19 protein-coding genes and 1 pseudogene are annotated in these 19,813 nt (G+C 70.8%); 12 read left to right on the plus strand and 8 right to left on the minus strand.

What is annotated here, in order from left to right; translation table 11 throughout:
- The first annotated feature begins 59 nt into the window (after positions 1–59).
- From ACZ5TL_RS36090 to ACZ5TL_RS36105, 4 genes are all read left to right on the plus strand, one after another.
- Positions 60–1,523, plus strand: a complete 1,464-nt coding sequence (locus tag ACZ5TL_RS36090; protein WP_468595015.1) for a CynX/NimT family MFS transporter — start codon at positions 60–62, stop codon at positions 1,521–1,523.
- 67 nt (positions 1,524–1,590) lie between these two features.
- Positions 1,591–1,707, plus strand: coding sequence for an SGM_5486 family transporter-associated protein (locus ACZ5TL_RS36095; protein WP_282572612.1), 117 nt, complete (start codon positions 1,591–1,593; stop codon positions 1,705–1,707).
- 165 nt (positions 1,708–1,872) lie between these two features.
- Complete coding sequence (locus ACZ5TL_RS36100) at positions 1,873–2,079, plus strand: hypothetical protein (RefSeq protein WP_468595016.1); 207 nt, start codon at positions 1,873–1,875, stop codon at positions 2,077–2,079.
- 65 nt (positions 2,080–2,144) lie between these two features.
- Complete coding sequence (locus ACZ5TL_RS36105) at positions 2,145–2,663, plus strand: SixA phosphatase family protein (protein WP_468595017.1); 519 nt, start codon at positions 2,145–2,147, stop codon at positions 2,661–2,663.
- A gap of 60 nt (positions 2,664–2,723) precedes the next feature.
- Here ACZ5TL_RS36105 and serB read toward each other — a convergent pair whose 3' ends face one another.
- The gene (gene serB / locus ACZ5TL_RS36110; protein ID WP_468595018.1) at positions 2,724–3,950 is read right to left on the minus strand and encodes a phosphoserine phosphatase SerB; all 1,227 of its coding nucleotides are present in this window, start codon (positions 3,948–3,950) and stop codon (positions 2,724–2,726) included.
- Between the two features lie 142 nt (positions 3,951–4,092).
- On the minus strand, positions 4,093–6,417 hold the full coding sequence (locus tag ACZ5TL_RS36115; RefSeq protein WP_468595019.1) for a streptophobe family protein: 2,325 nt from the start codon (positions 6,415–6,417) through the stop codon (positions 4,093–4,095).
- Between the two features lie 287 nt (positions 6,418–6,704).
- On the opposite strand from ACZ5TL_RS36115, the gene ACZ5TL_RS36120 reads away from it, so the two are divergent.
- Entirely contained in the window at positions 6,705–9,224 is a 2,520-nt protein-coding gene (locus tag ACZ5TL_RS36120) for an ABC transporter ATP-binding protein/permease (RefSeq protein ID WP_468595020.1), read from the plus strand.
- 92 nt (positions 9,225–9,316) lie between these two features.
- Here ACZ5TL_RS36120 and ACZ5TL_RS36125 read toward each other — a convergent pair whose 3' ends face one another.
- Both ACZ5TL_RS36125 and ACZ5TL_RS36130 read right to left on the minus strand, forming a co-directional pair.
- Entirely contained in the window at positions 9,317–10,057 is a 741-nt protein-coding gene (locus ACZ5TL_RS36125; RefSeq protein ID WP_468595021.1) for a transglycosylase SLT domain-containing protein, read from the minus strand.
- A 441-nt stretch (positions 10,058–10,498) separates the two neighbouring features.
- Positions 10,499–10,595: pseudogene (locus ACZ5TL_RS36130) on the minus strand (short-chain dehydrogenase); the annotation flags it as partial.
- 130 nt (positions 10,596–10,725) lie between these two features.
- Here ACZ5TL_RS36130 and ACZ5TL_RS36135 point away from each other — a divergent pair.
- The 3 genes from ACZ5TL_RS36135 (at position 10,726) to ACZ5TL_RS36145 (ending at position 12,904) form a co-directional block, all read left to right on the plus strand.
- Positions 10,726–11,871, plus strand: a complete 1,146-nt coding sequence (locus ACZ5TL_RS36135; protein ID WP_468595022.1) for a GAF domain-containing sensor histidine kinase — start codon at positions 10,726–10,728, stop codon at positions 11,869–11,871.
- Positions 11,864–12,505 (plus strand): response regulator, encoded by a 642-nt coding sequence (locus ACZ5TL_RS36140; RefSeq protein WP_468595023.1) that lies wholly within the window; start codon positions 11,864–11,866, stop codon positions 12,503–12,505. Before ACZ5TL_RS36135 ends, ACZ5TL_RS36140 begins: the two co-directional genes overlap by 8 nt.
- 156 nt (positions 12,506–12,661) lie before the next feature.
- Complete coding sequence (locus ACZ5TL_RS36145; protein WP_468595024.1) at positions 12,662–12,904, plus strand: chaplin; 243 nt, start codon at positions 12,662–12,664, stop codon at positions 12,902–12,904.
- 247 nt (positions 12,905–13,151) lie between these two features.
- On the opposite strand, the gene ACZ5TL_RS36150 is transcribed toward ACZ5TL_RS36145, so the two are convergent.
- Positions 13,152–13,937, minus strand: a complete 786-nt coding sequence (locus ACZ5TL_RS36150; protein WP_468595025.1) for a hypothetical protein — start codon at positions 13,935–13,937, stop codon at positions 13,152–13,154.
- Between the two features lie 161 nt (positions 13,938–14,098).
- Between ACZ5TL_RS36150 and ACZ5TL_RS36155 the strand changes: the two genes are divergently transcribed.
- The 3 genes from ACZ5TL_RS36155 (at position 14,099) to ACZ5TL_RS36165 (ending at position 16,514) form a co-directional block, all read left to right on the plus strand.
- A complete protein-coding gene (locus tag ACZ5TL_RS36155) occupies positions 14,099–14,896 on the plus strand; it encodes an ABC transporter ATP-binding protein (protein WP_468595026.1) in 798 nt (265 codons plus the stop codon).
- A gap of 95 nt (positions 14,897–14,991) precedes the next feature.
- Positions 14,992–15,423: an NfeD family protein gene (locus ACZ5TL_RS36160; RefSeq protein WP_468595027.1), complete on the plus strand. Its 432-nt coding sequence runs from the start codon at positions 14,992–14,994 to the stop codon at positions 15,421–15,423.
- A 131-nt stretch (positions 15,424–15,554) separates the two neighbouring features.
- Positions 15,555–16,514: an SPFH domain-containing protein gene (locus ACZ5TL_RS36165; protein ID WP_468595028.1), complete on the plus strand. Its 960-nt coding sequence runs from the start codon at positions 15,555–15,557 to the stop codon at positions 16,512–16,514.
- A 59-nt stretch (positions 16,515–16,573) separates the two neighbouring features.
- Here ACZ5TL_RS36165 and ACZ5TL_RS36170 read toward each other — a convergent pair whose 3' ends face one another.
- From ACZ5TL_RS36170 to ACZ5TL_RS36180, 3 genes are all read right to left on the minus strand, one after another.
- Positions 16,574–17,080: an HNH endonuclease gene (locus ACZ5TL_RS36170; protein ID WP_468595029.1), complete on the minus strand. Its 507-nt coding sequence runs from the start codon at positions 17,078–17,080 to the stop codon at positions 16,574–16,576.
- A gap of 211 nt (positions 17,081–17,291) precedes the next feature.
- Positions 17,292–17,831: a YbhB/YbcL family Raf kinase inhibitor-like protein gene (locus ACZ5TL_RS36175; protein ID WP_468595030.1), complete on the minus strand. Its 540-nt coding sequence runs from the start codon at positions 17,829–17,831 to the stop codon at positions 17,292–17,294.
- A 53-nt stretch (positions 17,832–17,884) separates the two neighbouring features.
- Positions 17,885–18,667, minus strand: a complete 783-nt coding sequence (locus tag ACZ5TL_RS36180; RefSeq protein ID WP_468595031.1) for a sporulation protein — start codon at positions 18,665–18,667, stop codon at positions 17,885–17,887.
- A 144-nt stretch (positions 18,668–18,811) separates the two neighbouring features.
- Between ACZ5TL_RS36180 and ACZ5TL_RS36185 the strand changes: the two genes are divergently transcribed.
- Complete coding sequence (locus ACZ5TL_RS36185) at positions 18,812–19,453, plus strand: DNA-3-methyladenine glycosylase (protein ID WP_468595032.1); 642 nt, start codon at positions 18,812–18,814, stop codon at positions 19,451–19,453.
- Positions 19,454–19,813 lie beyond the last annotated feature (360 nt).

Consider the following 19,813-nt stretch of genomic DNA (forward strand, 5'->3'; position numbering starts at 1 on the left):
GCACGACCGGGGCGCCGGAGGGCAGCCGACGAGTGGACAGTCAATCATCCCATGATTCTATGATGGGCCTCATGGCTGGTGAGGAAACCCGGACGATGACGCCCCCGACCGCACGCGGCTCGGCCGCACACGACGCCCGGGAACCCGGCGGCACCCCCGCGCGCGCGTGGACGATGCGGCTGCTCGTCGCCGGCATCGTGCTGTCCGCGCTGAACCTCCGCCCCGCCATCACCAGCCTCGGCGCCCTCCTGGAGGAGGTCCGCGACGGACTCGGCATGAGCGGGAGCGCGGCCGGGCTGCTCGCCTCGGTGCCGCCGCTGTGCTTCGCCGTCTTCGGCGTGACGGCCCCGCGGCTCGCCCGCCGCTTCGGAGCGGGCGCCGTGGTGTGCGCCGGCATGGCCGCCATCGCCGCCGGCCTGCTGATCCGCCCGTACGCCGGCGGCACGGCGGGTTTCCTGGCCGCCAGCGCCCTCGCCCTCATGGGCATCGCGGTCAGCAACGTCCTGATGCCGGTCATCGTCAAGCACTGGTTCCCCGACCGCGTCGGATCCATGACCGGCCTGTACTCGATGGCCCTCGCCCTCGGTACGGCCCTCGCGGCCGCCGTGACGGTGCCCCTGACGGACGCCCTCGGCGGCAGCTGGCAGTCCGGCCTGGCCCTGTGGGCGGGGCTGGCCGTGGCGGCTGTGCTGCCCTGGCTGCCGTTCGTACGCGGACGGACGGCGCCCGGGGCGGGGGACCGACGCGGAGACAGGCCCGGGGCGGGGGACCGGGGCGGAGAGGAGCCCGCGCCTGCCGGGAAGGCCTCGGCGGACACGCCGGGCCCCGCCGGGACGTCGGCGGGGCCGGAAACACCGGCCCTCGCCGGGACGGAACCCGCGGGTCAGGACACCTCTGCCCCCGCCGTGACGGAACCCGCGCCCGGGGAGGCACCGCGGCTGCGGATCACCCGGAGCCGTACCGCCTGGGCGCTGGCCGTTTTCTTCGGCCTCCAGGCCACCGCCGCCTACATCACCATGGGCTGGATGGCGCAGATCTTCCGCGACGCCGGTGTACCCGCCGGCACCGCGGGGCTGCTGCTGGCGGTCACCATGGTCATGGGCGTGCCCCTGGCCTTCGTCATACCCCGCCTGGCCACGCGGCTGCCGCAGCAGGGCCCGATCGTGCTCGCCCTCGGTGTCTGCGGCCTCGCCGGGTACACGGGGCTGTACCTCGCGCCCGCCGCCGGCGCCTGGGCCTGGGCCCTGCTGCTCGGCGTCTCCAACTGCGCCTTCCCGCTCGCCCTGACCATGGTCGGCATGCGGGCCAGGACCGGGCAGGGCGTGGCCCAGCTGTCGGCGTTCGCGCAGAGCGCCGGCTACCTGATCTCCATTCCGGGACCGCTGCTGGTGGGCGTCCTCTACCAGCACAGCGGCGGCTGGGGCCTGCCGATCGCGCTGATGAGCGCCCTGATGATCCCGCAGATGGTGGTCGGCTTCCTGGCGGGCCGCGACCGCACGGTGGAGGACGAGGCGGCCCGCTGAGCCACCGTCCGGGGCTCGGGGTCACCCCCGGGCGCCGGGCACCCGGGGGTGGTGCGAGACTTGCTCCATGCCAGTGCTCGACCCGAATCCCCAGCACGGTCAGAAGAAGATGCTGCTCGTGTTCGGCGCCTTCTTCGCGATCTTCATCGTCATCGCCGTCATCGCGATCATCGCCTCGCCATGACCGGCGCCGACGCGCCCCATGGTGGGGCTGGCCCCCCTGTCCCCTAGGGGGTGAGGGTCAGGGTCAACTGGGTGGATCACCGGATGGGGCGGCGGCCCGGGATTCCGTAGCTTCAGGTGTGTGACCGCGCGACGGTCACCGACCACTCGAAGAGCGGAGGCATCCATGGCGGCCCCTACGCACCCCCGGCCCCACCCGGCGACCCGGGCCGGCGCCGACGGCAGACTGCCCTGGTGGGCCCTCGCCCTGCCCGTGCTCGCCTTCACCGCGCTGCTCGCCCTGATCCTGCACCCCACCGACGCCCACGCCGCCACCGGTGACCCCGCGATCACCCACCTCTTCGAGCGTATGCGGCAGCTGACAGCCCGCTGAGCACGGCCGAACCGGGTGGTCAACTCTCTGCGCCCGATGGCGTGTTTCATGCGAAGCTGGATCTCATGAGCGTCGCAGAATCCCGCAGGATCGTCCTCTTCCGCCATGCGAAAGCCGACTGGCCACAGGTGACCGACCACGAGCGTCCGCTCGCCGACCGGGGCCGGATGGACGCGGCGGAGGCCGGGCGCAGGCTCGCCGACACCGCGATCCCCTTCGACCTGGCCCTGTGCTCCACCGCGGTCCGGACCCGGGAGACCTGGAAGCTCGCCGTCCAGGAGTTCCCGCAGCGGCCGAAAACCGTCTACGAGGAGCGGATCTACGAGGCCTCGCCGGGCGAGCTGATCGCCGTGCTCAACGAGACCCCCGACGACATGCAGAACGTCCTCATGATCGGGCACAACCCGGGCATCCAGGGGCTCGCCGACGTCCTGGCGGGCTCGGCCGAGGAGGAGGCCCGCGAGCGGATGACCCGCCGCGGGTTCCCGGCCGCCGCCTTCGCCGTCCTGTCGTTCAGCGGCCCGTGGAAGAGCCTGGAGCCGGGCGTGGGCACGCTCGGGGACTACTGGGCGCCGGCCGAGTGACGACCATGTCCGCGTGACAGGGCCCGGCACCGGTGCGGTGCCGGGCCCCGGGCGTCCCGTTCAGCCCAGATCGACGGTGTCCGCAGCCTCGACCTCTTCGCGCGTGATCCCCAGCAGGTACAGCACCGTGTCCAGGAAGGGGAAGTTCACCGCGGCGTGCGCGGCCTCCCGCACCACCGGCTTGGCGTTGAAGGCCACCCCGAGACCGGCCGCGTTCAGCATGTCCAGGTCGTTGGCGCCGTCACCGATCGCCACGGTCTGCGACAACGGCACACCCGCCTCCGCGGCGAACCGGCGCAGCAGCCGGGCCTTGCCCGCGCGGTCGACGATCTCGCCGGTGACCTTGCCTGTCAGCCTGCCGTCGACGACCTCCAGGGTGTTGGCCTGCGCGAAGTCCAGCCCGAGCCGCTCCTTCAGGTCGTCCGTGACCTGGGTGAATCCGCCCGAGACGACGCCGACCTGGTAGCCGAGCCGCTTCAGCGTCCGGATCAGGGTGCGGGCGCCCGGCGTCAGCCGCACCTCGCTGCGCACCTTGTCCACGATGGAGGCGTCCAGGCCCTCCAGCAGTGCCACGCGCGCGTGCAGGGACTGCTCGAAGTCCAGCTCCCCTCGCATCGCGGCCGCCGTCACCTCGGCGACCTTGTCCTCGCAGCCGGCGTGAGCGGCGAACAGTTCGATGACCTCGTCCTGGATGAGCGTCGAGTCGACATCCATGACGACCAGGCGCTGCGCGCGCCGGTACAGCCCGGCCGCCACGACCGCCACGTCGATGCCGAGCCTCGCCGCGTCGGTCACCAGGGCGGTGCGCAGCGGCTCGGTCTCCACGCCGGAGACGGCGAACTCGACGGCGGTCACGGGGTACTTGGCGAGGCGGAAGATACGGTCGATGTTGCCACCGGTCTTCGTGATCCGCGAGGCGATCGCCGCCGTCGCCTCGGCGGTGAGCGGGTGCCCGAGCACGGTGACCAGGGAGCGGCCCAGCCCGCGCGGCCGGTTGTCACCGAGGCCGGAAATGATCTCCGCCTGCATCTTCATCGACTCGGCCCAGCTGTGGACGGTCGCCCGCAGACCCCCTTCGAGCCCGGGAGGCGGCTCGGTCACGAGCGCGCACAGCACCATTCGGCCACGGGTGACGACCTGCTCGATGTCGACGACGTCGACGGAGTAGGCGGCGAGGGTGTCGAAGAGGCCGGCGGTGATGCCGGGCCTGTCCTTGCCGAAGATCTTCACAAGGAGTGTGGGGACGTCGGCAGGGACGTCGGAAGACGAGGTCTGCGAAGCGCTCATGGTGGTTCCACCGTATCCGGCGGGCCGGGCACGCCGCCCCTGAGGTCCGTCTGGCGGACAGGGAACAGTGGGTGTCGGGTCGGTGGCGTGAATCTTACGCACGGTACCCGTCCCGCCCTCTGCGGCGTCCGCCGCCGCGGCGTCACCTCCCGCCACGCGGCTTCCGCGGTGGTGGGGGAGGAGGCGGCGGAGGCGGTGGCCCGTCGTCCGGCCGGGCGGGCGGGCCGTTGCCGTTCCTCGGCCCGGGGGACTGCCGGGGGCCGCGGGGCGGAGGGCCGACGGGCCGGGCGACGGTGGGGGCGCCGTAGAGGGTGCCGTCGCCGAGGGTCGGTGGCTCATCGCCCGGGCGGGTCTCGTCCGGCGGGCCGGGGGCGCCGCACGCCCGGTACGGCGGCGGACCGTCCGGTGGCGGCTCCTCGCCGGCCGGCCTCGCGTCCTTGGGTTCTCGCAGTTCGTCCGGCACGCGGAGGTACGGGTTGGTGGCCGGGTTCGGCGGCCGGTACGGCACGCCCGGCGCGTAGGGCCCGGCTTCCCCGGCGTGCGAGGCCCGCTCACCTGCTGCCGCATCGGCACCACGGGGCCGCTCAGCACCCGTGTCGTGTCCCGGCCGTCCGGTGCCCGTCCTCGGTCCTGCTTGGGCCGACTCCGTTTCACCGGCTGCTGGCCCGGCTCGGCTGGTGTCCTCGTCGTGCCTGGGCGATGCCGTACCGGTCCTTGCACCTGCCTGCCGGGCACCCGTACCGGCGTCGTGTCCCGGCCGTCCGGTGCCCGTCCTCGGCCCTGCTTGGCCCGACTCCGTTTCACCGGCTGCTGGCCCGGCCCGGCTGGTGTCCTCGTCGCGCCTGGGCGATGCCGTACCGGCCCCCGGCCCCGCCCGCCTGGCGTCTCCGTCGTGCCCGGCCCACGTCGTACCGCCCCCGGGCCCCGCCTGCCAGGCGTCCTCGGCGTGTACCCGGACCGGGCCTCCTGTCCCTGCCGTCGGCCCGGCACCCGCTCCGTACCCGGCCGTCCTGGTCCCGGCCGTCCCGCCCTCGGACTGGCCCCCGTCCCCGCCCCCGGACCGGCCTTCTCCAGTCCCGACCCCGCCCCCGACCCCGGCCAGAGCCAGCCCCGCCGCCGACCGCCCCGCCGCCCCGCACCCCCACGCGAGCAGCGCCCCCGCGGCCCCGGCCCCTGTGCCCCACACCGTGCCCAGCAGCAGGGCCATGCCGAGGTGGCCGTGCAGTTCGATGCCCGCGCCGAACGCGTCGAAGCCGAGTACGGACAGGGAGGCCGTCACCGACACGTCCGTGAGCCGGCCCAGCAGCGGCAGGGCGAGAGCGGTCGCGACGCCCAGCCGCAGCCCGCACCGCCCCGCGAAGCCGACAGCGCCCGAACCCCGGCCTGCCGTCGATGCCCACCCGGCAGCCGGACCCGGCCGGCTCACCGGCGTCCGCACCCCCGCCAGCACACCCGCCAGCAGCATCATCGCCGCCGCCGCGAGCCCGAGCAGCCACACCCGGCCGTCCAGCTCCGCCAGCCGTCCCAGCGTCACCGGCCGGTCGGAGCCGGCACCGAGCAGGTCCTCCAGCGGGTCGGGCAGGAAGCGGGTCAGTTTGCCCGTAGCGCGGCCGTCCCAGGGCACCAGCAGGCCGATCGGCACGCCCAGCCACACCCCGTTCGGTGCCCCGAGCAGCGCCGCGCCGGCGATGCGCTCGGGCTGGTCGTCGCCGGCCGCCGCGTACGCCGCCGCCGCGAGACCCGCCGCCACGGCCACCATCAGCACGGTCACCACCGCGGACACGGCCGGCCGGACCACCCGGTGCACGGCCTCCCAGCCCGGCGGCAGCGGCGTACGGCGGGAGGCCAGCAGGGCGATGACGAGGATGCCGACAGACCACCCGAGCCCCCCGAGCAGCGTCGATGCCGTGTCGACCGTGAAACCGACCGCGGCCCGCGCGTCGACCAGGTCGCCGAGGCGGTCCGGCAGCAACCCTCCGATGTCCCCCAGCCCCGGGACCTCGACGCCCCCGCCGCCGGGCACGTCGTCCAGCCCCAGCGACCCTCCTTCGATCGTGATGACATCGTGTCCCGCCCACGCGAGCCCGCCCAGCATCGCCACGAACAGCACGACCACCGCGCCCGCCCGCGCGAGGAGTTCGGCCGGCGGGATCACAACTCCCGCCGCCCGCAAGGACCGCAGGAAGAACCACGACAGCAGCACCGCCCCGACCAGGCTCACCCCCAGTGGCGTGATCTCGATGGCAGTGTCCGCCTGCGCGCCCGTGAGGCCGAACGCCGACACGTCACCGGACGGCGTGACCGACCCGCCCGCCCCGAGGGCCACGACCGCAGCGGTCATCGGCCCCAACGAGCCCGCCGTGTCCGCCTCCAGCAGCCGCAGGCCCAGTGCCGCCGTACCCGCCATCCCGATCAACGCCCAGCTCACAGCGGCGACGGCGGACATCAGCACGTCCCCCCACGGCACGCGCGCACTGCCCCTCGCCGACCCGTCACCTGTGGCAGCACCCATGACAGACCCCCCGATCCGCTGCGCGACGGGAACACCGGGCATGTCCCCCTCGCGTCGAAATACCACTCTCCGGCCCGTTTTCAACCCCGTCAACGGAATCGCCTGAAGCGGCCGTGCGCGGTCTGCACAAGGCCCGACTTTCGGTCAGGGGGCCGCTCCTGAAATAGTTCCCCCCGATGTTCGACATCCCTAGACTCCCCATGTCGGGGGATAACTCGGGGGACAACTCAGTGGGGCATGGAGTGCCGGAACTCGTACTGGAATCAAACGGACGTACCTGGACGCTAGATCCGTCCAGGGCATACACCCTCGGACGTGATCCGCAGGGGGACGTCGTCTTCGACGACGCCAGGGTCTCCTGGCGTCACGCCACGGTCAGTTTCAACGGCCGCAGTTGGGTCATCGAGGACCACGGCAGCACCAACGGCACGTTCGTGCAGGGGCAGCGGATCCATCACATGGAGCTCACCCCCGGCTCGGCGGTCAACCTGGGCAACGCGACCGACGGCCCGCGCCTGAACCTCTCCGGCGTCGCGGCCTCCGTCGCCACGCCGCAGGTTCAGCCCCAGCAGCAGCCGTACGCCGCGCAGGGCGCGAACCCCGGCTGGGCGCAGCAGGCGCCCGCCCAGCAGCCGCAGCAGGCACCGCAGGCCGGCTGGCAGCAGCCGCAGCAGGCCGCGGCGCACATCCCGCAGCAGCAGGGCCCCGGCGGTGTCGCGGGGGCGCCGCCGGTCCACGGCGACCGCAGCCCGACCACGTTCCACCAGTTCTCCCTCGGCCGCGTGATGCGCATCGGCCGTGCCCTGGAGAACGAACTGGTCGTCTCCGACCTCCAGGTCTCCCGGCACCACGCCGAGTTCCACGCCACGCCCGACGGGCGGATGGAGATCCGCGACCTCGGCTCGCACAACGGCACGTACGTCAACGGCCAGCCGATCGCCAAGGGCGGTGCGCAACTGCTCGGCCCGACCGATGTCGTCGGTGTCGGCCACTCGACGTTCCGGATCGTCGGCGACCGGCTCGAGGAGTTCGTCGACACCGGTGAGGTGTCCTTCTCCGCCCGCCACCTGACCGTCACGGTCGACGGCGGCAAGCAGATCCTCAAGGACGTCTCCTTCGGCGTCCCGGAGAAGTCGCTGATCGCGGTCATCGGCCCGTCCGGCTCCGGCAAGTCGACCCTGCTCAAGGCGCTCACCGGCTACCGGCCCGCCAACCAGGGCGAGGTCCTGTACGACAACCGGGACCTGTACAAGCAGTTCGCCGAGCTGCGCCAGCGCATCGGTCTGGTCCCGCAGGACGACATCCTGCACAAGGAGCTGACCGTCAAGAAGGCCCTCAAGTACGCGGCCAAGCTCCGCTTCCCGGCGGACACCACGCCCGCCGAGCGCGAGGCCCGCATCGACGAGGTGCTGCGCGAGCTCAAGCTCGACATCCACAAGGACAAGAAGGTCACCTCCCTGTCCGGCGGCCAGCGCAAGCGCGTCTCCGTGGCCCTGGAACTGCTGACCAAGCCGTCGCTGATCTTCCTTGACGAGCCGACCTCCGGCCTCGACCCGGGCATGGACCGCGATGTCATGCAGCTGCTGCGCGGCCTCGCCGACGACGGCCGTACGGTCCTCGTGGTCACCCACTCCGTGGCCGAGCTGGCCCTGTGCGACAAGCTGCTCGTGATGGCGCCCGGCGGCGCGGTGGCCTACTTCGGTCCGCCGGAGGAGGCGCTGAACTTCTTCGGCTACGACACCTGGGCCGACGTCTTCTCCGCCTTCGAGAACTACCGTGACTACGACTGGGCGGGCCGCTGGAAGGGCTCGCAGCACTACCAGATGTACGCCGCGGACCTCGACGCCGTGGCGCCGCAGTCCGTACAGGTTCCGCCGATGCAGGCGATGAAGCCGCCGAAGCCCCAGGGCTGGATGTCGCAGTTCGTCACGCTGGTCCGGCGCTATGTGTCGGTGATCGCGTCCGACAAGGGCTTCCTGGCCCTGATGGTGATCCTGCCGGCCGTGCTCGGCGCGGTGAGCCTGCTCATCGACGCGGACAAGGGCCTGCTGCCGAACCCGGCCAACCCGCAGACCGGCCGGATCATCCCGAACGGCACGGCCACCACGGTCCTGCTGATCCTCGCGGTCGGCGCCTGCTTCGCGGGCGCGGCGAACTCGGTCCGCGAACTGATCAAGGAACGGGTCATCTACGAGCGGGAGCGCGCCACCGGCCTGTCCCGCTCGGCGTACCTGATGTCGAAGGTGTTCGTGCTCGGCATGATCACCGTGCTGCAGGGCCTGCTGGTCGGCGTCATCGGCTTCTCCAGCCGGGAGCTCCCCGAGGAGGGCCTGGTCTTCGGAAGCGCCACGCTGCTGGAGCTGTCCGTGCCGATCATGGCGCTGGGCTTCACGTCCATGATGTTCGGCCTGATCATCTCGGCGCTGGTCAAGACCGCCGAGAAGACCATGCCGCTGCTGGTGATGTTCGCCATCATCCAGGTCGTCTTCACCGGCTGCCTGTTCACGCTGCACGGCTCGATCGGCGTCAACCAGTTCTCGTTCCTGATGCCGTCGCGCTGGGCGGTCGCCGCCTCCGGGGCCACGCTGGACTTCAACAAGATCAGCCCGCCCGAGACGGCCGGTGACACCGACCCGCTGTGGGAGCACACGGTCGGGGCCTGGGCCATGGACATGGGCGCGCTGCTCGCGCTCGGCGTGATCTGCGGCTTCTTCGTGGCCCGCTTCCTGCGCCGCCACGAGCCCGAGGTCATGCGCAAGTAGTCACCGCTCCACCGCGCCCGAAGGGCGGCACCCCGTCAGGGGGTGCCGCCCTTCGGCGTTCGTGCAGCGATGCAGAGAGGTCCGCGCCGGCCTCAGTACGCGCTGTTGACGTTGTCCATCGAGCCGTACTTGTCGGCCGCGTAGTTGCAGGCGGCGGTGATGTTGGCTACCGGGTCGTAGATGTCCCAGGAGGTGCCGGGGACGTGCCAGTGCTCGAAGGTCGGCGGGATGACCTGCAGCAGACCCTTCGACGGGATGCCGTTGATGGCGTTGATGTCCCAGTTGTTGATCGCCTTCGGGTTGCCCGAGGACTCCCGGATGATGTTGCGCTTGATGCCCTCGTAGGAGCCGGGGATCCCGTGCTTCTTCATGACGTCGAGCGACTCGCGGATCCAGCCGTCGAGGTTGTTCGGGTAGCTCTTGGCGGCGGCCTTCTTGACCTGGGCGCGCTTGGCGTCGCGGCTCGCGGCCTCCTTGGCCTTGCGCGCGGCCTCGGCCTTCTTCTTTGCCGCCTCGGCCTTCTTTGCCGCCTCGGCCTTCTTCTTGGCGGCGGCCGCGGCGTCGGCCTTCTTCTTCGCCTCGATCTGCTCGGCCTTCAGGCTGGCGCCGGCCATCTGGTCGGTGACGCTCGCCTTCACGTCCTTGATCTGCTCGGTGCTGAACGCCACCGCAACCGGCTGAGCGGCCTCGGTCGTGGTCTTGGTCGAGGCGCCGCTCGGCACTGCGGAGAGCCCGATGGCGGCGGCACCGAGGGTGGCGACACCGGCCATGGCGATCTTGTGGTGACGGGTCAGGCTACGACTCTGAGCACGGCTGAAGATGTTCTTGGGCATGGTGGTGTGGACCTCTTCGAATAGCGCGGGGGTCGCTCGGCGTCCGGCGTTGGACTCGGTGTGTTTCCGACACGAACGCCGCGGGGGAAGAACCCACGGCGCTGAGCGACAGCAGCAATTCTTAGCGGCCGCAAAATGACGTGGCAAAGGTGTGACGTACGAAGGGAGATAGTGGATCAGGGAAGGGCAAATCGGGGCAGATTGGACTGTATGCGCCGCTCAAAAGGGGCGGCTTTGTCTCCTATGCACTTTCGTACGTGACGTGCGCCCTATGTGCGGGCTCACATGGCGCGGCACGCGTTCTCACCGCCAGTTGCACAAGCGATGCTCTGCGTGAGGGCCCTTTCACGGCTCGATGAGGCGCACGCCCCCGAACTCCTGCCCCGGGCACCCGGCCCGACAGCACCTCTTGCCCCCGCACGGCCGGCGCCATCGGGCCCCTTCCACCAGCGCCGGAGCCCCCACAGCGCCCACTCGCCGACCGCTCGTCCAGCAGCCGCAGGAACCCCGGCACCACCGATGCCGGGTCCGGCCGCGGATGGCCCACGTCCCCGGATCTACGCCACATCGCCCGGCCGTCTCGGCCCCGCGACCTAGGTCCACCGGACCGGGTGCCCGCCGTCACTGGACCGATCCGCGCTGTCACAGCCCGCCGGTACCGTGAGGACATGAGCCACGGTCCCCGGTCCGGCCTCGCCGCGGTGAGCTCCGCGTTGCTGGCCATGAGCAGGCATCTCGAGGTGCGCGACGTCCTCAAGACGATCGTCGCCTCGGCCCGCGAACTGCTCGACGCGCAGTACGCCGCGCTCGGCGTCCCGGACGACCACGGCGGCTTCGCCCAGTTCGTCGTCGACGGCGTCACCGAGGAGCAGTGGAAGGCCATCGGCCCCCTCCCGCGCCAGCACGGCATCCTCGCCGCGATGCTGCAAGAGGCCGGGTCCGAGCGCCTCGCCGACGTCCGCAAGGACCCCCGCTTCGAGGGCTGGCCCAAGGCCCACCCCGACCTGGTCGACTTCCTGGGCCTGCCGATCCGCGACGGCGACGAGGTCATCGGCGCGCTCTTCCTGGCGAACAAGAACTGCCCGAAACCCGACGGCGGCTGCGGCTTCACCCAGGACGACGAGGAACTGCTCGGCACCCTCGCCCAGCACGCGGCGATCGCCCTCACCAACGCCCGCCTCTACGAGCGCAGCCGCGAACTGACCATCGCCGAGGAGCGTTCCCGCCTCGCCCACGAACTGCACGACGCGGTCAGCCAGAAGCTCTTCTCCCTCCGCCTGACCGCCCAGGCCGCGGCCCGCCTGGTGGACCGTGACCCCTCCCGCGCCAAGGGCGAACTCCAGCAGGTGGCGGCCCTCGCGGCCGAAGCCGCGGACGAACTGCGCGCGGCAGTGGTCGAGTTGCGCCCCGCCGACCTCGACGAGGACGGCCTGGTCGCCACCCTCCGGACACAGATCCAGGTCCTCGACCGCGCCCACAGCGCCCGCGTGACCTTCGCGGGCCACGGAGTGAAGGCCCTGCCCGCCTCCCAGGAGGAGGCCGTCCTGCGCGTCGCCCAGGAGGCCCTGCACAACGCCCTGCGCCACTCCGGCGCCGACCACGTCGACGTGACCCTGGACCGCCGCGGCGGGGGAGCCGTCCTGCGGGTCACGGACGACGGCAGCGGCTTCGACCCGAGCGCGGTCCGCCGTGCGGGGCGCCACCTCGGCCTGGTCTCGATGCGGGACCGGGCGAGCGGGGCCGGCGGCACGCTGACCGTCGAATCGGCGCCCGGCAAGGGCACCACGATCGAGATGGAGGTTCCCGGTGGCTGACGCAATCAAGGTGCTGCTCGTCGACGACCACCAGGTCGTCCGCCGGGGCCTGCGCACCTTCCTGGAAGTGCAGGACGACATCGAGGTCGTCGGCGAGGCGGCGGACGGGGCCGAAGGGGTCGAGCGCGCCGAGGAACTGAAGCCCGACGTCATCCTCATGGACGTCAAGATGCCGGGCATGGACGGCATCGACGCCCTGCGCAGACTCCGCGAACTGGACAACCCCGCGCGCGTGCTGATCGTCACCAGCTTCACCGAGCAGCGCACGGTGGTCCCGGCCCTGCGCGCCGGTGCCGCCGGCTACGTCTACAAGGACGTCGACCCCGACGCCCTCGCCGGGGCGATCCGCTCGGTCCACGCCGGGCACATCCTCCTCCAGGCGGAGGTCGCCGGTGCCCTGCTGTCCCAGGAGGAGGCCAACTCGGGCTCCGGCAGAGGCGGTTCGCTCACCGAGCGGGAGCGTGAGGTGCTCGGCCTGATAGCGGACGGCCGGTCCAACCGGGAGATCGCTCGCGCGCTCGTCCTCTCCGAGAAGACCGTCAAGACCCACGTCTCGAACATCCTGATGAAACTCGACCTGTCCGACCGAACCCAGGCCGCCCTGTGGGCCGTTCGCCATGGCGTGGCCGGCTGACACCCTCACCCCACGGCAACGCGGAGGGTTCCCTTCCGGACTGAGATTCATACTGTCGTGGGAACGTCCCTCAGATGGCGCAACCTCGATGGATCTCCGCCGTTCTCCAGTGCGTGCTGCGGCGCCTGCCGTGGCAATCGCAAGGAGGGCTCAGAAGTGAAGAACCTGAAGAAGGCAGCGGCCGTGACGATGGTGACCGGTGGCCTGCTGGCCGCGGGCGCGGGCATGGCCTCCGCCACCAGCGCGCACGCCGACGGCCAGGCCGTGGGCTCCCCGGGCGTCGCCTCGGGCAACGTCGTCCAGGCGCCGGTGCACGTCCCGGTCAACGTCTCCGGCAACAGCGTGAACGTCGTGGGCGTCCTGAACCCGGCCTTCGGCAACCTCGCCGTCAACCACTGACGCCCCACCTCCGTCTCCGAGCCGGAGGTGACACCGGCCTCCCAGGTCCGCCTTGGGAGGCCGGTCCGCTCACGTGCGGTCCTCTGATCCGCTCAGCTGCGTGCAGTCGCGCTCGGGGCGGCACGGGCGGGCCTGGGCGTACCCCCTGCTCGAGCGAAGCCGAGAGCTTGGGGGAGACATCCCGCAGTGCCGGACTGCGCACCCACCCGGCCCGGGCGAAGACGCCGAGCACCCGCACAACCGACCGCTACCGCACCCCCCGCTCCCGCTCCTCCACAACGGAGTTGTACGCCGCGACCTGCGCCCGCCGAGCCGTCCGCTCCACCGGCCGCAACGCCTCCCGCCGCGCGGAGATCTCGGACGAACTCACCGCACCCCCGGGCCCGCTCTCCGTCGCCACAGCGATCAGCGCTCCCACCCGCTGCGCCAGCTCCAGCACCCGCACCGCCCGCGACGGATACCCCGGCGCCAGTACCTCCCGCCCCCGCTCGGCCCGGGCCCGATACGCGTCGACCGCAGCCTCCGCCACCGGCCCCGACCCGGCCACATCCAGCCGCGTCAACGCCTCGGTCGCCTCCCGGAGGGCCTCCGCGAGCTCCCGCTCCGCCTCCCCCAGGGACGGCACATCCGCAGGCGGCGCCTCCCGCACGGTCAGCACATGCCACACCACCTCGACCTGCACACCCACAGGCCCGGCCTCGTACACGTCCGGCACCAGCCCGAGGGCGGCCCCGTGACAGACCACTGCCTCCTCGGCCTCCAGCGCCCGCGCGTTGAACTCCGGCGGCCCGCTCAGCCCCAGCGGATGCCCCGGCGCGGGCAGCGCCACCCGCAGCCCGGTCACCCCGAGCGTCCGCAACCGCCCCAGCGCGAGCGTCAGTCCGACCTGGCCCGTCTCACCCGGCAGCCCCTCCACCCGGTGCACCGCGTCCTCACCGACGACGGCGAGTACGGCGTCATCCGGAGAGACAAGTCCGGCCAAAAGGGCATTTCCCCAAGCTGCGAGACGTCCGGCGCGTGGTTCCGTGAGCATGCCCCCACCCTAGGACCCTCCAAGGACCGGACCGAGGGAATGTCCCGGCCGACCGGTGGCGTAGATTTCATGGAGGGCCGCGCCCACCGGCGCGGCGGACCGAGCCACAGGCGTACGCGACAGCCGAGACCGGCCACACTGCAAGGGGAGACAACGCGCTCATGAGCGATGTTCTGGAGCTTCAGGACGTATCCGTGGTCCGCGAGGGCCGGGCTCTGGTGGACCAGGTCTCCTGGTCGGTCAAGGAGGGCGAGCGCTGGGTCATCCTCGGCCCGAACGGCGCCGGTAAGACCACCCTCCTCAACCTCGCTTCCACCTACCTCTTCCCCAGCTCGGGCACCGCCGCCATCCTCGGCGAGACCCTCGGCAGGCCCGGCAGCGACGTCTTCGAGCTGCGTCCGCGCATCGGCATGGCCGGCATCGCCATGGCCGAGAAGCTCCCCAAGCGCCAGACGGTCCTGGAGACGGTCCTGACCGCGGCGTACGGCATGACCGCCACCTGGCACGAGGACTACGAGGAGATCGACGAGCAGCGCGCCCGCGCCTTCCTCGACCGCCTCGGCATGAGCGACTACCTGGAGCGCAAGTTCGGCACGCTCTCCGAGGGCGAACGCAAGCGCACCCTCATCGCCCGCGCCCTGATGACCGACCCCGAACTGCTCCTCCTCGACGAGCCAGCCGCCGGCCTCGACCTCGGAGGCCGCGAGGACCTCGTCCGGCGCCTCGGCCGGCTCGCCCTCGACCCGATCGCCCCCTCGATGCTCATGGTCACCCACCACGTCGAGGAGATTCCCCCGGGCTTCACCCACGTCCTCATGATCCGCCAGGGCAAGGTCCTCGCCGCCGGCCCGCTGGAGCTCGAACTCACCTCCCGCAACCTCTCCCTCTGCTTCGGCCTCCCGCTCGTCGTCGAACAGACGGGCGAACGCTGGACCGCCCAGGGGCTCCCGCTCTCCTGACTCGACCCCGCTCCGCACAAATCCCCGAACCACAACGGCATTTCACACGCCGGGCGCCCTGTCGGCGACAGGGCCCGCGGACCTACCATGACCATGTGGAAATCGACGCATGGCTGTGGTGGCTGATCGGCGCGACAGCGCTCGGTATCGCGCTCGTGGTCACCGCGATGCCCGAACTCGGCATGCTGGCGGTGGGCGCCATCGCCGCGGCGGTGGCCACCGGCGTCTTCGGCGGCGGAGCCGTCGCCCAGGTGGTGGTCTTCGCCGTGATCTCGACGGCGGGCATCGCCGTCGTCCGGCCCATCGCGAACCGGCATCGCGCCCAGCGGCCCCAACTCGCCACCGGCGTGGACGCGTTGAAGGGCAGACAAGCCGTCGTCCTGGAACGCGTCGACGCCTCCGGCGGCCGGATCAAGCTGGCCGGAGAGGTCTGGTCGGCCCGCGCCCTCGACAGCGACCGCGCTTACGAAGCAGGCCAGGAAGTGGACGTCGTGGACATCGAGGGAGCCACGGCGATCGTCATGTGACCTCGCACGACGTAACTGGAGTGAACTCCTCGCCAGGTACGCGACGGTCTGTCAGACTCGACCAGCAAGATCTTCGACAACCATAAGATCTGTTGAAGTCGCCGAAGCGGAGAAGGGTACGGGGAACGACGATGGAACCGGTCATCATCGTCCTGATCATTCTGGTGGTGTTGGTCTTCATCGCCCTGATCAAGACGATCCAAGTCATCCCACAGGCCAGCGCGGCCATCGTCGAGCGCTTCGGCCGCTACACGCGGACACTCAACGCGGGCCTCAACATCGTCGTCCCGTTCATCGACACCATCCGCAACCGTATCGACCTGCGCGAACAGGTCGTCCCGTTCCCGCCGCAGCCAGTGATCACCCAGGACAACCTGGTCGTCAACATCGACACCGTCATCTACTACCAGGTGACCGACGCGCGGGCCGCGACGTACGAAGTCGCCAGCTACATCCAGGCGATCGAGCAGCTCACCGTCACCACGCTCCGCAACATCATCGGCGGCATGGACCTGGAGCGGACCCTGACCTCCCGCGAGGAGATCAACGCGGCCCTGCGCGGCGTCCTCGACGAGGCCACCGGCAAGTGGGGCATCCGCGTCAACCGCGTCGAACTCAAGGCGATCGAACCGCCCACCTCCATCCAGGACTCGATGGAGAAGCAGATGCGCGCCGACCGTGACAAGCGCGCCGCGATCCTCCAGGCCGAAGGTGTCCGGCAGTCCGAGATCCTGCGCGCCGAAGGTGAGAAGCAGTCCCAGATCCTGCGCGCCGAAGGTGAGGCCAAGGCCGCGGCCCTGCGGGCCGAGGGCGAGGCCCAGGCCGTCCGTACGGTCTTCGAGGCCATCCACGCCGGCGACCCCGACCAGAAGCTCCTCTCCTACCAGTACCTCCAGATGCTCCCCAAGATCGCCGAAGGCGACGCCAACAAGCTCTGGATCGTCCCCAGCGAAATCGGCGACGCCCTCAAGGGCCTCTCCGGCGCCATGGGCAACTTCGGTGGCCTGGGCGGCGGTTCCGGCGGCAACGGAGGCGCGCCCTCAGGTGGCGTCCCCGCCCAGGAACGCCGCGAGAAGCCGTCCATCGACTGACCCCCACGCCCGAAGAGGGGCCCGCTTCCCACAGAAGCGGGCCCCTCTTCGGGCGACCGCTATGCCGCGGGCTGGACCAGCCACTCCGGCAGCGCGGCGACATCGTCCCGCCCCAGCGCCAGCAGCATCGCGTCCGCCGGAGTCGGCTCGAACGGCTGCCGCAGCAGCGGCATCCCCGCCTCCTCCGGAGTCCGGTTCGCCTTACGATGATTGTCCTGCGCGCACGACGCCACCGTGTTCAGCCACGTGTCCTGCCCACCCTGCGACCGCGGCACCACGTGGTCGACGGTCGTCGCCCGCCGCCCGCAGTACGCGCACCGGTGCCGGTCCCTCACCAGCACGCCCCGCCTGGACCACGGCGCTCGTCTTCGGAACGGCACCCGTACGTACTGGCAGAGCCTGATCACACGGGGCGCCGGTATGTCGACCGCGGCTCCCCGCATGCGCAGTTCGGGGTGGGCCTGCTCGACAACGGCCTTGTCCTGAAGCACCAGAACGACGGCTCGGTTCAACGTCACCGTCGACAGCGGCTCGAAGCTCGCGTTCAGCACCAGCGTGTCCCGCATACCAGCCCACCTCCCGTGTGCACCGGCCCACCCCCTGGCGGGCTGGGATCAACTCTGGCCGGGCACGCCGAGATGGACAACGCAATATCTGCTGCTCCCACGGGGGATGACCCCCGCGACCCCCGGCAACAAAAATGCCCGCTCCTGATCAATTCCAAGACCAGGAGCGGGCAAACGTCGCATGAACACCGGGATGGGCGGGCCGGCTTGCTCAGCCCTCGGCGGGCACCTCGTACTCACCGATCAGCTGGGCCCGCCCGATCGTGTGGAACCGCAGGTTGAAGCCGACGACGGCGGGCGACGCCTCCGCGTCCGGACCGAGCTTCTCCTGGTCCACGGCGTACACCGTGAACACATACCGGTGAGGCCCGTCCCCGGGCGGCGGCGCGGCCCCGGCGAATTCCTTGCTTCCGTAGTCGTTACGAGCGTGGATCGCACCCTCGGGCAGACCCTCGAACGTGCCGCTGCCCGCACCCACCGGCAGCTCGGTCACCGACGCCGGAATGTCGAACAGCACCCAGTGCCAGAACCCGCTGCCCGTCGGAGCATCGGGGTCGTAGCAGGTCACGGCGAAGCTCTTGGTCTCGGGCGGGAAGCCCTCCCACTGCAGCTGCGGCGAGGTGTTGCCGGCCGCGTGGACCTGAGTGTCCTTGAGCGTGGCGCCCTCGTCGACGTCCTCGCTCTTCACCGTGAACGACGGCACGGGCGGATGGAAGTCGTGGGGGAGCGGCCGCCTCTTGAGCTCGGTCACCTCGGTACCTCCTGGATCGGTTCTTGCAGTCGATACCGAGCCTAGGGCCTGCCCTAGAACCAGTTGCGCTTGCTGCCCACCTCGGAGAGCCACTGGTTGAGGTACGCCGTCCAGTCGGTTCCCTGGTAGTCGTTGAGACCCACCTGGAAGGACCGGAAGGTGTCGCTGCCCTCGCTGAAGAGCCCCGGCTTCTTGTCCATCTCGAGCACCACGTCCATGGCGTGCTCGTCGGCCACGAAGCTCAGCTCGACCTGGTTCAGCCCCCGGTACTGCTGCGGCGGGAAGAACTCGATCTCCTGGTAGAACGGCAGCTTCTGCCGCGTACCCCGGATGAGACCACGCTCCATGTCCGCGTTCTTGAACCGGAAGCCCAGCTGGATGAACGCGTCCAGGATCGCCTTCTGCGCCGGCAGCGGGTGCACGTTGATCGGGTCCAGGTCACCGGAGTCCACGGCCCGTGCGATCTCCAGCTCCGTGGCGACACCGATGTGCATCGCACGCAGCGCCTGCCCGTCGATCATCGTGATCGGAGTCTCCCAGGGGATCTCCAGCCCGAACTGCACCGCGTGCACCGCGTTCGCCTGCAGCTCGAACGCCCCGCCCAGCCGCGACTTCGTGAACTCGATGTCTTGCTTGTACTCCTGGTCGCCGCTCTCCACCTCGACCTTGGCCTGCAGCCCGACCGAGAGTCCCTCGATCTGCTGGTTCACGGACCCGCCCTGGATCCGCACCTCACCCTGGACGACGCCGCCCGGAACGACGTTGATCTCGTGCAGCACCGTCTCGACCGAAGCCCCGCCGGCCCCCAGGCTCGCGAGCAGCTTCTTGAACGCCATGTCTCTCCCTCTCGCCCACTACGGGTGGATCCCTGATCCCTACAAACGCGATCCGGCCGTGGCCGGTTCCACGCCACACCCTGGCAAGGCCGGTGCCGGACGGCCACTCCGCGACACCACTCGTCTCCAGTACCCTCGGACGGCATGATCGCGACCCCTGACCGTACGCCTCTGCCCAGGGAGTTCTTCGACCGGCCCGTCCTCGATGTCGCCCCCGACCTCCTCGGCCGCATCCTGGTCCGCAGCACCCCGGACGGTCCGATCGCCCTCCGCCTGACCGAGGTGGAGGCCTACGACGGTGCCGACGACCCCGGCTCGCATGCCTATCGCGGCCGTACGGCCCGCAACGGAGTGATGTTCGGTCCGCCCGGGCACGTCTACGTCTACTTCACCTATGGCATGTGGTTCTGCATGAACCTGGTGTGCGGGCCCGAGGGAAAGGCGAGCGCGGTCCTGCTCCGCGCGGGCGAGATCATCGAGGGCGCCGAGCTGGCCCGCACCCGTCGACTCTCGGCCCGCAACGACAAGGAACTGGCCAAAGGCCCGGCTCGTCTCGCCACGGCCCTGGGCGTGGACCGCTCCCTGGACGGCACGGACGCCTGCACCCCCGAAGAGACCCCTCTCCGCATGCTGACCGGCACGCCCGTGCCCCCCGACCAGGTACTCAACGGTCCCCGCACCGGTGTCGCCGGCGACGGAGCCGTGCACCCCTGGCGCTTCTGGGTCGCCAACGACCCGACAGTGAGCCCGTATCGAGCACATGTACCGAGGCGCCGGCGAAGTTGACGCGTCCAGACAAGATGCGTAATGTAGCCCGAGCCGCTGAACCGGGTATGGCGTTCGCCAGCAACCGGAAGCGGCCAACCACTACCTAGCGACTCCCCTCAGCAGGGACGAATTCGGCGTGCCCGCATGCCTGAATTCGACGCCGAAGGACTCGATTATGAGTTGGACGGCGGATCGGCTAACGTAGTGAATGTCGAAAGGCCGACAAGCGAAAGCACAGGCCGGACGGCAAATCCCACCGACAGGGAATCGGATCGGAAAAGGATCTGATAGAGTCGGAAACGCAAGACCGAAGGGAAGCGCCCGGAGGAAAGCCCGAGAGGGTGAGTACAAAGGAAGCGACCGTTCCTTGAGAACTCA

The sequence above is a fragment of the Streptomyces sp. NPDC033136 genome (genome assembly GCF_055578235.1).

Excerpts from the sequence above, each read along its gene's own strand:
- ACZ5TL_RS36090 (WP_468595015.1), top strand. The coding sequence starts at position 60 with ATGATGGGCCTCATGGCTGGTGAGGAAACCCGGACGATGACGCCCCCG.
- ACZ5TL_RS36095 (WP_282572612.1), top strand. The coding sequence starts at position 1,591 with ATGCCAGTGCTCGACCCGAATCCCCAGCACGGTCAGAAGAAGATGCTG.
- ACZ5TL_RS36100 (WP_468595016.1), top strand. The coding sequence starts at position 1,873 with ATGGCGGCCCCTACGCACCCCCGGCCCCACCCGGCGACCCGGGCCGGC.
- ACZ5TL_RS36105 (WP_468595017.1), top strand. The coding sequence starts at position 2,145 with ATGAGCGTCGCAGAATCCCGCAGGATCGTCCTCTTCCGCCATGCGAAA.
- serB (WP_468595018.1), bottom strand. The coding sequence starts at position 3,950 with ATGAGCGCTTCGCAGACCTCGTCTTCCGACGTCCCTGCCGACGTCCCC.
- ACZ5TL_RS36125 (WP_468595021.1), bottom strand. The coding sequence starts at position 10,057 with ATGCCCAAGAACATCTTCAGCCGTGCTCAGAGTCGTAGCCTGACCCGT.
- ACZ5TL_RS36135 (WP_468595022.1), top strand. The coding sequence starts at position 10,726 with ATGAGCCACGGTCCCCGGTCCGGCCTCGCCGCGGTGAGCTCCGCGTTG.
- ACZ5TL_RS36150 (WP_468595025.1), bottom strand. The coding sequence starts at position 13,937 with ATGCTCACGGAACCACGCGCCGGACGTCTCGCAGCTTGGGGAAATGCC.
- ACZ5TL_RS36155 (WP_468595026.1), top strand. The coding sequence starts at position 14,099 with ATGAGCGATGTTCTGGAGCTTCAGGACGTATCCGTGGTCCGCGAGGGC.
- ACZ5TL_RS36165 (WP_468595028.1), top strand. The coding sequence starts at position 15,555 with ATGGAACCGGTCATCATCGTCCTGATCATTCTGGTGGTGTTGGTCTTC.
- ACZ5TL_RS36170 (WP_468595029.1), bottom strand. The coding sequence starts at position 17,080 with ATGCGGGACACGCTGGTGCTGAACGCGAGCTTCGAGCCGCTGTCGACG.
- ACZ5TL_RS36180 (WP_468595031.1), bottom strand. The coding sequence starts at position 18,667 with ATGGCGTTCAAGAAGCTGCTCGCGAGCCTGGGGGCCGGCGGGGCTTCG.
- ACZ5TL_RS36185 (WP_468595032.1), top strand. The coding sequence starts at position 18,812 with ATGATCGCGACCCCTGACCGTACGCCTCTGCCCAGGGAGTTCTTCGAC.